This is a genomic window from Streptomyces sp. NPDC001728, assembly GCF_040297565.1.
Taxonomy (GTDB): Bacteria; Actinomycetota; Actinomycetes; order Streptomycetales; family Streptomycetaceae; genus Streptomyces.
Genome location: NZ_JBEOZK010000003.1, coordinates 180,102 through 194,447 on the forward strand (window position 1 = coordinate 180,102; position 14,346 = coordinate 194,447).

13 protein-coding genes are annotated in these 14,346 nt (G+C 73.4%); 5 read left to right on the plus strand and 8 right to left on the minus strand.

Translation table 11 applies throughout. The features are described from left to right. Positions 1 to 43: 43 nt before the first annotated feature. From ABT154_RS06265 to ABT154_RS06280, 4 genes are all read right to left on the minus strand, one after another. On the minus strand, positions 44 to 703 hold the full coding sequence (locus ABT154_RS06265) for a DUF4126 domain-containing protein (RefSeq protein ID WP_351853528.1): 660 nt from the start codon (positions 701 to 703) through the stop codon (positions 44 to 46). Positions 704 to 1,041: 338 nt separating this feature from the next. Beyond that, positions 1,042 to 1,650, minus strand: a complete 609-nt coding sequence (locus ABT154_RS06270) for a TetR/AcrR family transcriptional regulator (protein ID WP_351853531.1) — start codon at positions 1,648 to 1,650, stop codon at positions 1,042 to 1,044. A 43-nt stretch (positions 1,651 to 1,693) separates the two neighbouring features. Beyond that, a complete protein-coding gene (locus tag ABT154_RS06275; RefSeq protein WP_351853534.1) occupies positions 1,694 to 3,781 on the minus strand; it encodes a YhgE/Pip family protein in 2,088 nt (695 codons plus the stop codon). Next, entirely contained in the window at positions 3,753 to 4,610 is an 858-nt protein-coding gene (locus tag ABT154_RS06280) for an ATP-binding cassette domain-containing protein (RefSeq protein WP_351853537.1), read from the minus strand. The genes ABT154_RS06275 and ABT154_RS06280 overlap by 29 nt, the downstream gene beginning before the upstream one ends. Before the next feature lie 164 nt (positions 4,611 to 4,774). Between ABT154_RS06280 and ABT154_RS06285 the strand changes: the two genes are divergently transcribed. The 3 genes from ABT154_RS06285 to ABT154_RS06295 all read left to right on the plus strand — a co-directional run bounded on the left by ABT154_RS06285 (position 4,775) and on the right by ABT154_RS06295 (position 6,838). Then, positions 4,775 to 5,305 (plus strand): SAV_6107 family HEPN domain-containing protein, encoded by a 531-nt coding sequence (locus ABT154_RS06285; RefSeq protein ID WP_351853540.1) that lies wholly within the window; start codon positions 4,775 to 4,777, stop codon positions 5,303 to 5,305. A gap of 67 nt (positions 5,306 to 5,372) precedes the next feature. Next, a complete protein-coding gene (locus tag ABT154_RS06290) occupies positions 5,373 to 6,161 on the plus strand; it encodes a methyltransferase (protein WP_351853543.1) in 789 nt (262 codons plus the stop codon). Between the two features lie 272 nt (positions 6,162 to 6,433). Next, entirely contained in the window at positions 6,434 to 6,838 is a 405-nt protein-coding gene (locus tag ABT154_RS06295) for an SCO2097 family morphological protein (protein ID WP_056560572.1), read from the plus strand. A 167-nt stretch (positions 6,839 to 7,005) separates the two neighbouring features. Here the strand turns inward: ABT154_RS06295 and ABT154_RS06300 are convergent, their stop codons facing one another. The 4 genes from ABT154_RS06300 to ABT154_RS06315 all read right to left on the minus strand — a co-directional run bounded on the left by ABT154_RS06300 (position 7,006) and on the right by ABT154_RS06315 (position 12,507). After that, a complete protein-coding gene (locus tag ABT154_RS06300; RefSeq protein ID WP_351853546.1) occupies positions 7,006 to 9,435 on the minus strand; it encodes a transglutaminase TgpA family protein in 2,430 nt (809 codons plus the stop codon). Continuing rightward, positions 9,432 to 10,784 (minus strand): DUF58 domain-containing protein, encoded by a 1,353-nt coding sequence (locus ABT154_RS06305; protein WP_351853548.1) that lies wholly within the window; start codon positions 10,782 to 10,784, stop codon positions 9,432 to 9,434. Before ABT154_RS06305 ends, ABT154_RS06300 begins: the two co-directional genes overlap by 4 nt. Next, a complete protein-coding gene (locus ABT154_RS06310) occupies positions 10,784 to 11,800 on the minus strand; it encodes an AAA family ATPase (protein ID WP_351853551.1) in 1,017 nt (338 codons plus the stop codon). The genes ABT154_RS06305 and ABT154_RS06310 overlap by 1 nt, the downstream gene beginning before the upstream one ends. A 143-nt stretch (positions 11,801 to 11,943) precedes the next feature. After that, entirely contained in the window at positions 11,944 to 12,507 is a 564-nt protein-coding gene (locus ABT154_RS06315; RefSeq protein WP_351853554.1) for a beta-class carbonic anhydrase, read from the minus strand. Between the two features lie 326 nt (positions 12,508 to 12,833). Here ABT154_RS06315 and rsmH point away from each other — a divergent pair, with 326 nt between their 5' ends. Beyond that, the gene (gene rsmH / locus ABT154_RS06320; protein ID WP_351853556.1) at positions 12,834 to 13,790 is read left to right on the plus strand and encodes a 16S rRNA (cytosine(1402)-N(4))-methyltransferase RsmH; all 957 of its coding nucleotides are present in this window, start codon (positions 12,834 to 12,836) and stop codon (positions 13,788 to 13,790) included. Then, on the plus strand, positions 13,787 to 14,344 hold the full coding sequence (ftsL, locus tag ABT154_RS06325; RefSeq protein WP_351853559.1) for a cell division protein FtsL: 558 nt from the start codon (positions 13,787 to 13,789) through the stop codon (positions 14,342 to 14,344). The genes rsmH and ftsL overlap by 4 nt, the downstream gene beginning before the upstream one ends. The last annotated feature ends 2 nt before the right edge of the window (positions 14,345 to 14,346 follow it).

The following is a 14,346-nucleotide window of genomic DNA, read 5'->3' on the forward strand; positions in this document are numbered from 1 at the left end:
GCGCCTCCGAGGGCCCCGGACGGGCCCGGGGCGCACGGCGGGATCAGAAGTGCTCCGAGCCGTCCCCGTCCCGGCTCCCGGCCGGCGGCCGGTCCCTGACGCGGGCCCCCACGTCCGCGAGCCGCCGCTCCTCGCGGCGCTGGGACCTGCGGCGCAGGAAGCGCCGGATCCGCTGGGCGAGGAAGACCGTTATCGCCAGCCCCACGGCGAGCAGGACGGCCGCGACGACGGCCGCCGCCACCGGATGGAAGACCGCGAAGGTGACGATCGCCGCCACCCCGAGGTCCTCCGCCAGGCTCAGCGCGACATTGGAGAACGGTTCGGGCGAGGTGTTGACCGCCATCCTCGTCCCCGCCTTGACGAAGTGGCTGAGCAGGGCCGTCGAACCGCCGACCGCGCCCGCAGCGAGCTCCGGCAGCGAACCGTTCTGCCCGGCGAGCAGGGCCCCGACCACGGCGCCCGCGATCGGCCGGATCACGGTGTGGACGGAGTCCCATATCGAGTCGACGTACGGGATCTTGTCCGCCACCGCCTCGCAGAGGAACAGCACGCCGGCGACGACGAGGACATCGGTGCGCTGCAAGGACTCGGGCACCTCGTCGGTGAGCCCGGTCGCGCCGAAGACGCCGAACAGCAGGACCACCGCGTACGCGTTGATCCCGCTCGCCCAGCCGCTGGTGAACACCAGGGGGAGTACGGACACGTCGGCGATCGTAACCAGCACTGAGTATCCGTACCTAGGGGGCGAGATGAGTAGGTGTGCGGATGGGCGCGGCACCGCCCGGGCGGAAGAGTGGAGTCCACGGAAGGGGCGCGGCTCCGGGCACCGCGGACACGGGGCCGCGGAACCGGGGACCGCGCGCCTGCCGCTACGGGGCACGGGGGTGCCACGGGGGAGTACGGAGACGTACGGAGCTGTACGGAGAAGGCCGGTGCGGCGGGGGTCGGGGGGATCGAGCCTCGTCGCACCGGCCTTCTCCGTGCGTGTCCCTCGTCGGCCGCTACGGGCCGCTACCGCCCGCCATCGCCCGATACCGCTGGCTACCGGCCGCCCACCCGGCCGTGCAGCAGCCGGGAGAGCGCCGCGTGCACGTCGTCGAGCGAACGCTCGCTCTGGAACGCCTGCCAGTCGAGCGCCGCGACGAGCACCATGCCGACCAGTGCCGCCGCCGTCAGCTGGACATCGATCTCGTCGCTCAGCTCACCGGCCTCGACCCCGTCGCGCAGCACCCCCTCGATCACCGCGACGGCCTCTTGGCGGACCACCAGGAGCGTCGAGTTCCAGGCCCGGTTGGTGCGCCACAGCTCGGCCACGTACAGCTGGGTGAAGGCCGGGTAGCGGTCGATGAAGACCAGACCCGCCCGGATCATCGCGTCCAGCGCGTCGACCCGGCTCCCGCCGCGCTCGGCGGTCTCCTCGGCCGCCGTGCGCAGCGAGGCCGCGAGCAGCGACACCCCGTGGCGCAGCAACTCCTCGAACAGCTCGGTCTTGCTCTTGAAGTTGTAGTAGACCGTGCCCTTGGCCACGCCGGCCCGCTCGGCGATCTCGTCGACGGTCGTCGCGGAGAAGCCCTGCTCCGCGATGAGGGTGACCGCCGCTTCGTAGAGCTTCGCGCGCGTGGCCTGGCGTCGGGTGCTGCTGCTGTCCATGGGCTCGATTCTCACAGGTGCGGAGGGCGTCACCGGCCGCGTCTCACAGGGTCAGTTCGGGGTGGAGCCGGTCCAGCGTCCACACCTGCCGCCCGCGGGCGGAGACGGCGGTCAGGGCCAGGGCGCCCACCGTGAACGCCGTCAGGACCGCGCAGGCCTGCCAGACGGGCCCGATCCCGCCGCCCGTGATCAGTCGACGCAGTGCCTCGACCACGTAGCTCATCGGCAGGAAGGGGTGGATCGCGTTGAAGAAGGCCGGGCTGGTCTGGACGGGGTACGTGCCGCCCGCCGAGGTCAGCTGGAGCATCAGGACGGCGAGCACCAGGATGCGGCCGGCCGCGCCGAAGCGGGCGTTGAGCCACTGGATGATCGCGGCGAAGCAGCAGGTGACCAGGGCGAGGAAGCCGACGGTCCCGGCGGCCCGGTCCATCTGGAGGCCGAGGCCCCAGTGCAGGACCGACATGAGCGCGCCGACCTGGAGGATGCCGAGCGCGGCCACCGGGAGCCAGCCCGCGAGGGCGATCCGCCAGGCGGAGCCGCCGGCGGCGAGGGCCCGCCGGTTCAGCGGCTGGATGATCATGTACGCGACCATCGCGCCGACCCAGAGGGACAGCGGGATGAAGTACGGGGCGAAGCCCGTGCCGTAGTTCGGTGCCTTGTGCAGCGACTGGGAGGCCAGCTGTACCGGGTCGGCCATGACCTCCGTACGCCGGTCGCGGTCCTGCTGGTCGTAGTCGGGGATCTGGGCGACGCCGTCCTTCAGGCCGGCGGCGAGGCTTCCGGAGCCGTCGGCCAGCTTGAAGAGGCCGCCGTCCAGGTCGCCCGCGCCCTTCTTCAGCTTGCCGACGCCGGTGTCGAGGTTCACGGAACCGGCCTTGGCGTCGGTGATGCCGGTGTGCAGCCGGTCCGCGCCCGCCGCGACCTTCTTCGCGCCCGCGTTGAGCTCGTTGATCTTCTTGACCGCCCCCTCCAGGTCCTCGTCGAGGTGCGGGGCGCGGGCGGCCAGGTCGTCGGCCTGCTTCTTGAGCGTGACGAGCCGGGCGTCCAGGGTCTTGAGGTCGGCACCGCTGTCCTTGGTCAGCTGGTGGATGTCGTCGGCGATGACGGCCACGTCCCCGGCGGTGACCGTCGCCTCCTTGAGGACCCCGCACACCCTGGCGTCGGGCTCCGGGTTGTCCACGCACTCCTCGCGGTGGAGCGCGGCCATACCGGTGTCGGCCTTGTGCGCGGCGGTGCGGATCAGCGGGGCGCGCTTCACCAGGTCGTCCAGGTCGTGCCGGGCGGCCGTGGCGGAGTCGGAGACCAGCCGGGCGGTGTCGCGGATCGACCGGCCGTTGTCCGCGAGGTAGGGGCGGACCTTGTCGGCGGTGCCGTTCACCTTGTCGGCGAGGGCCTGGGTGCCGTCGGCGACCTTGCGGGAGCCGCTCTCCAGGTCCTTCGCGCCCTTGTCGAGCTTCTTCAGGCCCGCGGCGAGGTCGCCGCTGCCGGTCTTGGCGGTCGTGAGACCGTCCGCCAGGTCCTTGGAGCCCTTCTTCGCCTTGTCCACGCCCTGCTTGAGGTCGCCCGCGCCCTTGGCCGCCTCGGCGGTCGCGTCGTGGATGCCGGAGAAGGAGATGAAGATCTTGTCGAGGAAGGTGCGGGAGGACTTCGTGGAGGCGGCGGTGCGCACCTCGGAGAAGACCGTCCGGGAGATCTGGCCGACGATGTAGTTGTTGGAGTCGTTGGTCCGCACCCGCAGGGCGCCGGTCTCGGGCGCGTCGCCGGAGCTTGAGGCGATGCGGGAGCTGAAGTCGCCGGGCATGGTCAGGGACAGGTAGTACGTGCCGTCCTCGACGCCCTTGCGCGCCTCGGCGTCGCTCACCCTGTGCCAGTCGAAGGTCTTGCTCTCCAGGAGCCCTTCGGCGATGTCGTCGCCGGCGTTGACCGTCCTGCCGTCGGCGGTGGCGCCGCGGTCCTCGTTGACGAGGGCGACGGGGATCTTGTCGAGCCTGCCGTACGGGTCCCAGAACGAGTACAGGTACAGCGCGCCGTACAACAGCGGCAGCAGCAGGATCGCGACGAGCGCGGCGCGCGGCAGCCTTCCCCTGCCGAAGCGCCTCAGCTCAAGCGCGGCCAGTTTCGGCGAGCGCATCGGCCGCCCCCTCCTCGGTCGTGTCTTCGGTGTCGTGCTCGGGGGCGCTCACGGTCCCGGCGGCGGCCTCGGCCTCGGCCTCGGCCGTCTCGGGCTCGGCCGTCTCCGGCTCCGCAGCTCCGTCGAGGGTGGTGATCCGCAGGGCGTCCTCGGGGGCCTCGCTGCACACGGCGAGGACGGTCGTCCCGGCGGCGGCCAGGGACCGCAGCAGCTCCCAGGCCTCCGCCCGGTCGGCGTCCGAGAGCTTCAGGTCCGTGTCGTCCACGGCGAGCAGCCGGGGCCGGCCGATCAGGGCCAGGGCGATCGAGAGGCGGAGCGCTTCGAGCCGCTCCAGGTCCCGTACGGAGGTCCGCTCGCCCTTCGGCAGGGCGGCCAGGTCGAGACCGGCGGCCGTCACGGCCTCCTCGATCCGGGACCGGGCCGTCGCCGCCCGCTCGGCCGGGCGCCGCAGCAGGGCCCGGACGGAGCCGTCGAAACGGCGCTGGAGCAGGGCCCGCTCGCGCAGGTGCTCGGCGACCGTGAAGGCGGGGTCGAGCTCGCTGACGCCGGGGACCTGGCCGAGGGCGCTGATCCGGCGCACCGCCGCCATCTTCCGGGGCAGCGGCAGACCGCCGACCTCGGCGGTGCCCTCCTTGGCCTTCATCCGGCCGGTGAGCGCGAGCAGCAGACAGGTGCGGCCCGATCCCGACGGTCCCTCGATCGCCACCAGCGCACCCGACTCGGCCCGGAAGGAGACCTTCCGGAAGGCCCAGCCGCGCGGCCCCTTCAGCCCGAACCCGTCCGCGACGACGGCGGCGCCGTGCGGCCGCTCATCGGCTTCCGCTTCCATGGGTCCCACCCCCCGATTCCCCTTTTGAACTGACTGGTCAGTGCAAAAGTTACCCCGCACCGGGAATTCAGGCAAAACCCCAGGTCGGCGCGATTGTCAGTGGGGCAGTGCACGATGAACACATACGGCCACAAGGCCGTCACGCGACGACAGGAGGACTCGTCATGGCAAGCCCTTCCGCAGCAGCCGCGCCCCGCCGCCACCCCGACGGCAACCCCGCCCCCGCACGGTCCGGACCCGCGTCCGACATCCACCCCGTCCCGCGCCGCACCACCGCCCCGCCCGCCGCCCTCGACCTCCTCGCCAAGGCCCGCGCCGGACTGGTCGAGGCGACCGCCCTCGACCGCCCCCACGAGCGGTACGCCGCCGCGCACCTCGCCGCCCTCCGGGCCGCCGCCGCCGTCCTCGCCGCCCGCGCCAGACCCGAGACCCACCCCCGCCGCCGGCAGCGGATAAGGAGCGCCTGGGAACTCCTCGCCGAGCTGGCGCCCGAGCTGACCGAGTGGAGCGCCCTCTTCGCGGCCGGAGCCCAGCGCAGGGCCCGCGCCGAGGCCGGGATCGCGAGCGCCGCGACCCGGCGCGAGGCCGACGACCTGCTCAGGGACGCCGCGCACTTCCTCCGCCTGGTCGAGCGGCTGCTCGCCCTCCGGCCGGTGCTGCCCCGTCAGCCGGGGACGGACGAGCCGGGAGGATGATCCGAAAGCGGGGGACCAGGCCATAGGGTGGGGAGCGTCCGTACCCGTCACCGAGGAGTCAACAGCCGTGCCGGACCCTTCCCCTGCCTTCGGCCGAGAGGCGACGTCGCGCCCGTCGCGCGCCTCCCTGCGCACCGCCGTCGTCCGGGACGTTCTCCAGGACGCCCTCGACCGCCGGGTCGAGGCCACCGGGAAGGACGGCCTCGACGTCCTCGACACGGGCGGCGGCTCCGGCAACTTCGCGGTGCCGGTCGCCCGCCTCGGCCACCGGGTCACCGTCGTCGACCCCAGCCCCAACGCGCTGTTCGCGCTGGAGCGCCGGGCCGCCGAGGCCGGGGTCGCCGACCTCGTCACCGGCGTCCAGGGGGACATCAGCGGTCTCTTCGACGTCGTCGAGCGCGAGAGCTTCGACATCGTGCTCTGCCACGGCGTCCTGGAGTACGTCGACGACCCGGCCGAGGGCGTGCGGAACGCGGTCGCGGCGCTCCGGCCCGCCGGCGCTCTCAGTCTGCTAGCCGCCGGCCTCGGCGGCGCCGTCCTGGCCCGCGCCCTCGCCGGCCACTTCACCGAGGCCCGGCACGCGCTCGGCGACCCGGCGGGCCGCTGGGGCGCCGGCGACCCCGTGCCCCGGCGCTTCACCGCCGAGCAGCTCACCGAGCTGGCCGACGAGGCCGGCCTGGAGGTCGGTGCGGTGCACGGCGTCCGGGTCTTCTCCGACCTGGTCCCCGGCGTCCTCGTCGACACCGAACCCGGTGCCGCCGAGGCCCTGCTCAAGCTGGAGGCGGCCGCTGCCGAGCTGCCCTCCTTCCACGCCATCGCCACCCAGCTGCACGTGCTGGGCGAGAAGCGGGCCTGACCGGGACGGTCACCCGTTCGGCGGTGCGGGCGGTGGTGCTCCATGGAGTACGCCACAGCCCGCCCGGTAAGGGGCTCCGCCCCGTATGATCGGGGGACAGCATCCGGCATGACGGACGAGGGGCTGGGGAATCAACGCCTCAGCAACCGATCCGCATGGCGGCCCGGATTGGCTATTCGGCATTGTGGGCGGGTTTCACGGGGGCGATTCCCTGCCTATCCTGAAAGGGCCGCAAACCGGTCGCCCCCGCGACCGACGACTAGGAGGACTCCGTGCCGCTCTCGGAGCACGAGCAGCGAATGCTCGAGCAGATGGAGCGAGCGCTGTACGCCGAAGATCCCAAGTTCGCGACAGCGCTCGAGGGAAGCGGACTGCGTACGTACACCCGGCGACGGGTCTACCAGGCAGTCGCCGGCTTCCTGGTGGGTATCGCGCTCCTCATGGCCGGAATGGTCGCACAGCAGATCTGGATCAGCGTGGTGGGGTTCCTCGTCATGCTGGGCTGCGCGGTCCTGGCCGTCACCGGATGGCGCAAGGCGCCCAAGCCGGGTGAGCAGCAGGCCAGTGGTGGGGGAATGGCGGCCGGAGGCCGTCAGACCCGGCAGCGACGCTCCATGATGAACCGGATGGAAGAGCGGTGGCAGCGCCGCCGCGACGAGCAGGGCGGCGGCCACTGACGGCCCCCTGAGCGGAGGCCCCGCACCCCTCTGTACGACCGAGCCCCGTGGAGCCCGCGCCTCAGCGCGGACCCCACGGGGCTCGGTCGTTCCCGCGTCGTCGGGTCAGAGGTCCGTGGTGCGTGGTGCGGGGGCCCGTGGCGACGAGCCCCCGCACCACCCCGCCGTCAGCCCGTCTCGCGCGACGCCCTGCGGAACGGGGCCGTCACCCGGGTCACCACCTCCTGGCGGCGCAGCGCCCAGGCCGTCGTCGTCCGCGACCAGCGGTCCGCCGTCGACCAGCGCAGCCGGGCCGCCGAGCGGGGCGCCAGGAGTGCGCGGAGGCGGGCACGGCGGTCCGCCGCCGCGTGGAAGCCCGCCCGGATCCGGCCGGCCTCCTCCGCGAGGCCCGCGGCAGGTGCCGGACGCGGCGCGTACAGCGCCTCCTCCACCGCCCGCGCCACCCGGTGCACCGCGGCCTCGGCCTCGCCGCCCAGCTCGCCCAGGCGGACGATCCGGGCCGCCGTCGTCCTCGGCGTCCGTGCCTCGTCCGGCTCGACCCCGTAGTCCCAGGCCGTGTCGTTGATCTCCTCCCAGACCGCGAGCGTCCGTGCCGCCGCCTCCTCGGGGCCGCGGGCCCCGGCCGGACCGAGCCGGCGGGCCCGTACCCGGGTCCGCCAGAGCAGCGGGAGGAAGGGGAGGGCGAGGACGACGAGGATCCCGATCGTCACCAGGAACACCGTCAGCGGGTCGGGGCCCGAGCCGTCCGAGGCCGCACCGCCTGCCGCCGCGTCCGGGCCGCAGTCGCCGAGGCGTCGCATCTGCGGCGTGCAGCTCTCCGACGCGCTCGGCGCGGCGGACGGCTGTGCGGAGGAGCTCTGCTGGGGCTGCGAGGGACCGGTGGCCGTACCCGAGGGCGTGTCGGCCCTGGTGTAGCCGGGGGTGTAACCGCGCGAGGGCGTCGGCTCGAACCGGGTCCACCCGGCGCCCTCGAAGTACAGCTCGGGCCAGGCGTGCGCGTCCCGGATGCCGACCGAGACCGATCCGTCGGTCTGCGTGGTGCCCGGCATGAAGCCCACCGCGACCCGCGCCGGGATGCCGAGCGAGCGGGCCATCGCCGCCATCGAGAAGGAGAAGTGGACGCAGAAGCCCTCCTTGTCCTTCAGGAAGCGGGAGATCGCCTGCACCCCGCTGCCCGACACCACGTCGACGTCGTAGCGGAAACCGCCGTCCCTGGCGAACCAGTCCTGGAGCTTCACCGCCCGCTCGTAGTCGTTGCGGGCGCCCTTGGTGACGTTCAGGGCCGTGCTCTTCACGTCCTCGGGCAGCGAAGCGGGCACCTTGGTGTACTCGCGGCGCAGCTTGTCCGGGGCGGGCGGGGCCGCGGCCAGCTGCTCGGAGGTCGGCTGCACGTCGAGGCTGGTGACCTGGTAGCGGGCGCCGCGGGTGGTCTGCTTGTCGTCGCCGACGAGCATCCGCCCGGTCGGCTCGTACCGCCAACGTCCCCCGATGTCGACCCGGGCGGCCGGGTACGGCATCGGCAGCCACTTCTGCTCGTACCCGTCGGAGGCGACGAAGTTGCTGGTCACCTCGGTGGCCCGGACGTCCTGGGCGAGCCCCTGCGGCCAGGGCAGCTGCTCGGGCACGTCCTCGATCGGGCGGACCGAGGACTTCCACGAGGTGCCGTCGAACTGGTCGAGGGCGACCAGCCGCAGATACATCCCGGAGTTCTCGCGGGCGTTGGTCCGGTAGCGCAGGACCTCCCGGTCCTCCGGCTGGCGCAGGTTGTCCTGGAGGGAGACCAGCGGGTTCACGGCCGAGATCGTGCCGCCCTTGCCGGTGCCGCCCGTCCCCTCGCCGCCGCCGCTGCCGCCGAGCAGCCCGCCGGTGAAGCCGGGCAGCGCGAACGGGACGACCATCGCGACACCCATGGCCACGGCGCCGATCCGGCGGCCGGTGCGGGCCGGCGCGAAGGCGCTGCCGCCGGTCGCGACGGCGGACCCGGAACGGCCGGAGCGCTGGGCCCCGCCGAAGACCCGCCCCCACGCCGAGAGCCGGTCGCGGCCCTCGGCGAGGAGCAGCAGCAGATAGCCGGAGGCCGCGAGGAGGAACCAGAGCCAGCCCGCGCCGCCGCCGGAGAGACCGGCCGCGACCGAGTACAGGGCGAGCAGCGGAAGACCGGCCGGGGCCGCCCTGCGGAAGGTGACCGCGAGGGTGTCCACGAGGATGCCGATCCCGACGACACCGCCCACCAGCATCAGCCGGATGCCCTCGGTGTCCGGTGCGGGGATCGCGTACCGCCCGACGTCATCGGCGCCCGCCCGGAACAGGTCGGCGGCGTGCGTGAAGACCTGTGGGCCGGGCAGGAACCAGAGGACCGCCTGCTCCCCGGCGAAGATCGCGGTCAGCACGAGCACCGTGACGAGGAGCTGGGCGAGCACCGTCAGCGGCCGGGCCAGCGGCGCCCGTCGGGCCAGCGTGCCCACCCCGCTCACCAGCGCGAGCACGAAGGCCGCCGTGAAGATCCAGGTGGCCGGCTTCACCAGCGGGAGCAGCGCTCCCGCGCCCATCAGGGTGGCGGCCCAGGCGGCCAGGGTCAGCCGTGCGCGCCCGCTCATGACCATCCTCCGTAGGTGTCGGCGGCGGACTCGGCCCGCATTCCTGCCGCCTGCTGCCACAGGTCGGTGAGCCGGGCGCCGGGCGGTACGGGCAGCGCCGTCCAGCCCGCCTCCCGCAGCTGCCGCACCCGGGCCTCGACGGCCCCGGCGACGGCGCCGCCGGTCAGCCAGGTCCCGGAGTCCAGGACGAACGCGACGGCCGCACCGGCGCGTCCGCGCATCCGGGCGGTCAGCGCCGCCTGTTCCTCGTCGAGATCCCCGACGAAGGCGACGAGCAGCCCCTCGTCGCCGCCGCGCAGCGCGTCGGAGGCGCGCGAGAGACCACCGCCCTCGGAGTGGTCGACCACCGCGAGGGTGTCCATCATCAGACCGGCCGACTCGGCCGAGTCCTGTGCCGGGGCGGCGAAGCCCTCGGACCCCTCGCCGGGCACCGTGCTGCCGGTGTCGGTGACCAGCCGCACGGCGTAGCCGCGCTCCAGCATGTGGACGAGGGCGGAGGCGGCGCCGGAGACCGCCCATTCGAAGGCGGAGTCGGGGCCGGAGCCCTGGTAGGCGACCCGGCGGGTGTCGAGGAGGACCGTGCAGCGGGCCCGCTGCGGCTGCTCCTCGCGGCGGACCATCAGCTCGCCGTAGCGGGCGGTGGAGCGCCAGTGCACCCGGCGCAGGTCGTCGCCGTGGCGGTAGGCGCGCGGGATGATGTCGTCGTCGCCCGCGAGGGCGAGCGAGCGCTGCTGTCCGTCGCCGTGCCCCTGGGACTCGCCGACGAGCTTCACCGGCGGCAGGGCCTCCGTCCTGGGCACGACGGTGAGGGTGTCGTACGCGCTGAAGGACCGGGTCAGCTCGCACATCCCGAAGGGGTCGTTCAGCCGCAGCTGGAGCGGTCCGAGCGGGAAGCGTCCGCGCAGGTCGGAGCGGACCCGGTAGGACACCTCGCGCCGCCCGCCCGCCTCGACCCGGTCGAGGACGAAGCGGGGGCGGGGCCCCAGCATGTACGGCACGTGGTCCTGGAGCATCAGGAGCCCGGTGGGCAGCTTGGAGACGTTCTCCATCCGCAGCTGCACCCGGGCCTCGGAGCCGGCCTCCACCCGCTGCGGGGTGAGCCGGCGGGAGGCCGCGACCCGGTAGCGGGTGCGGTGCAGCACGAGGACGCAGATCAGCGGCAGCGTGGCGAGCAGCAGCCCGACCCGCAGCAGATCGGCCTGGCCGAGGACGTACGCGCAGACGGCGGCGGCCACCCCGGCGGCGAGGAAGGAACGGCCGCGGGTGGTGAGACCGCCGAGGGCGGTCCGCAGACCGCCCCGGTCGTCCTCGTCGCCCCGCTGCCCGTCGGGCACGGCGGTGCCACCCATCACAGCCGCCGGGCGCCGGGCTGCTGGCCGTAGAGCGGTCCGGCGGGCGGGGTGGTTGCCGGGACGGGGATGCGCTGCAGGATGTCCTGGACGACCTGCTCGGCGGTGCGCCGGTTCAGCTGGGCCTGCGCCGTCGGCAGCAGCCGGTGGGCGAGGACGGGCGCGGCGAGGGCCTGGAGGTCGTCGGGCAGCACGTACTCGCGGCCGCTCAGCGCGGCGGAGGCCTTCGCGGCCCGCAGCAGGTGCAGCGTGGCCCGGGGGGAGGCGCCGAGGCGCAGGTCGGCGTGGGTGCGGGTGGCGGCGACGATGTCGACCGCGTACCGGCGTACGGAGTCGGCGACGTGCACCGCGCGCACCGCCTCGACCAGCTTCAGGATGTCGTGGGCGTGGGCGACCGGCTGGAGGTCGTCCAGCGGGGAGACCGAGCCGTGCACATCGAGCATCCGCAGCTCGGCCTCGGCGCTCGGGTAGCCGATGGAGACCCGGGCCATGAAGCGGTCGCGCTGGGCCTCGGGCAGCGGGTAGGTGCCCTCCATCTCGACCGGGTTCTGCGTGGCGACCACCATGAACGGGCTGGGCAGCTCGTAGGTCTGGCCGTCGACGGTGACCTGGCGCTCCTCCATGGACTCCAGGAGCGCGGACTGCGTCTTCGGCGAGGCGCGGTTGATCTCGTCGCCGATCACGATCTGGGCGAAGATCGCGCCCGGCTTGAACTCGAAGTCCCTTCGCTGCTGGTCGAAGATCGACACGCCCGTGACGTCCGAGGGCAGCAGGTCGGGGGTGAACTGGATGCGGCGCACCGAGCAGTCGATGGACCGGGCCAGGGTCTTGGCGAGCATGGTCTTGCCGACGCCGGGGACATCCTCGATGAGGAGGTGTCCCTCGGCGAGCAGCACGGTCAGCGAAAGCCGTACGACCTCGGGCTTGCCCTCGATCACGCTCTCCACCGACCTGCGGACACGCTCCACGGTGGTGGTCAGATCAGTGAGGCTCGCTCGATCGTCATAGGTCGTCACCCGGCCCTCCTCGGCCTTCCGGAACAGGGACACCTGCCCCCGTGGGATCTCCGGGGGGTGTCACCCGAGCATTCTTGTTCGCGGGGCCGGGTCGTGTCACTCGCCCGCGGACAAGTGCGGAGGGAATGCCGGGGTTTGGGTGCTTACGCCAGGTCGGACGACGGCTCGGCCGACGGATCGATCTCGCGCAGGAGACCCGTCGTCACATCGAAGACGAAGCCCCGGACGTCGTCGGAGTGCAGCAGGAAGGGGGAGGTCCGCACCCGCTGCATCGACTGACGGACGTCCTGGTCCACGTCGCGGAAGGCCTCGACGGCCCAGGCCGGACGCTGCCCGACCTCGTCCTCCAGCTCGTGCCGGAAGTCCTCGGTCAGCGATTCCAGACCACAGTTCGTGTGGTGCACCAGCATCACGCTGCGGGTGCCCAGGGCGCGCTGGCTGATGGTGAGCGAGCGGATGACGTCGTCGGTGACGACCCCGCCGGCGTTGCGGATGGTGTGGCAGTCTCCGAGTTCGAGGCCGAGGGCCGCGTGCAGGTCGAGACGGGCGTCCATGCAGGCGACGACGGCGACGCGCAGCACGGGCCGCGCGTCCATTCCGGGGTCGGTGAAATCGGCGGCGTAGTGCGCGTTCGCCCCGACGAGACGGTCGGTGACCGTGCCGCCGGTGCGTATGGCGTCGGCAGAGGAGTGCGCGGAGGTCGACATGGTTCCGACGTTAATGGTCACCGGCCCCGCAGGCCCGCTGTGAGAGCGGACAAAGAACCGCATTGAGCCTTGTTGTGAGCTAACCCACAGGCGCCGGCGGTCTGGCCCCGAACGAGTGAGCCGTCCGGAATGTCCGCCCGGCCGGCCGGCGCCGTGCGACGCGCCAGCCGGTTGATTGACCGGCGCGTCCGGTGGACTAAAGTGACGCGAAGTTCACGGAGACAACGAGCGATTTCCGCGGTTTCTCCCCCGTGTGTGCGGCGGTACCTACGGCTCGGCCTCCTCCCGCTCGCCGGTCACCTCCGCGCCGGATCTGAGAGGGCGCATTGAGCAACGACCGACACGTCCCGGTCATGCTCCAGCGGTGCCTGGACATGCTGGCCCCCGCCCTGGAGCGCCCCGGCGCGGTCGTCGTCGACTGCACCCTGGGCCTCGGCGGCCACAGTGAGGCACTCCTGAAGCGGTTCCCCGAGGTGCGGCTCGTCGCCCTCGACCGCGACAAGGAGGCCCTGCGGCTCTCCGGCGAGCGGCTCGCCCCGTACGGCGAGCGCGCCACGCTCGTGCACGCCGTGTACGACGAGCTGCCCGAGGTCCTCGACCGGCTCGGCCTCCCCGCCGTCGACGGCGTCCTCTTCGACCTCGGTGTCTCCTCGATGCAGCTGGACGAGGCCGACCGCGGCTTCGCCTACGCCCAGGACGCCCCGCTCGACATGCGCATGGACCAGACGACCGGCATCAGCGCCGCCGAGGTCCTCAACACCTACCCGCCCGGCGAGCTGGTCCGCATCCTCCGCGCCTACGGCGAGGAGAAGCAGGCCAAGCGGATCGTCTCCGCGATCGTGCGCGAGCGCGACAAGGAGCCGTTCACCAACAGCGCCCGGCTCGTCGAGCTGATCCGCGACTCGCTGCCGCAGGCCGCCAAGCGCACCGGCGGCAACCCGGCCAAGCGCACCTTCCAGGCCCTGCGCATCGAGGTCAACCGCGAGCTCGACAGCGTCGAGAAGGCGATCCCGGCGGCCGTGGCGGCCATCGGCGTCGGCGGCCGGGTCGTCGTCCTCTCGTACCAGTCGCTGGAGGACCGCATCGTCAAGCAGGTCTTCGCGGCCGGCGCGGCCACCACCGCCCCGCCCGGACTGCCGGTCGTCCCCGAGAAGTACCAGCCCCGTCTGAAACTGCTCACCCGGGGCGCCGAGCTGCCCACCGAGGAAGAGGTCGCCGAGAACCGGCGCGCCGCCCCCGCCCGGCTCCGGGGCGCCGAACGCATCCGGGAGGACGTCCGGTGAGCACGGCGAAGGGGCCCCTCAAAGGGCGGGCCGCGCGGCTCGGACGGCTCATGCCCTCCGGGCCCAGCACGGCGGCCCGCACCCCCTTCGTCCTGCTCGTCGTGGTGCTGCTCGGTGGCGGCCTGATCACCCTGCTCCTGCTGAACTCCGCCCTCAACCAGGGCTCCTTCCAGCTGAACGAGCTCAAGAACAGGACCACCGAGCTCACCGACGAGGAGCAGGCGCTCCAGCGGGACGTCGACGACTACGCGGCGCCCGACGCCCTGGAGCGCCGGGCCCGCGAGCTGGGCATGGTGCCCGGCGGCAGCCCCGCCTTCCTCGGCCCCGACGGCAAGGTGCTCGGCAGGCCCTCGGAGGCGGTCGCCCCGGAGCCGACACCGAAGCCGGGCACGAAGCCGGCCCCGCCCGCCCCGACCGAGCCCCCGAAGCCACCGGCGAACACCGGCACCTCGGCGGACACCGGGACCTCCGCCGCCACCGGTCCGGGCCCCGGCGGCACCGGCCAGGCACGGACAGAGCCCACAGCCGCACGCCCCCAACCCTCCGGCAGGTGACC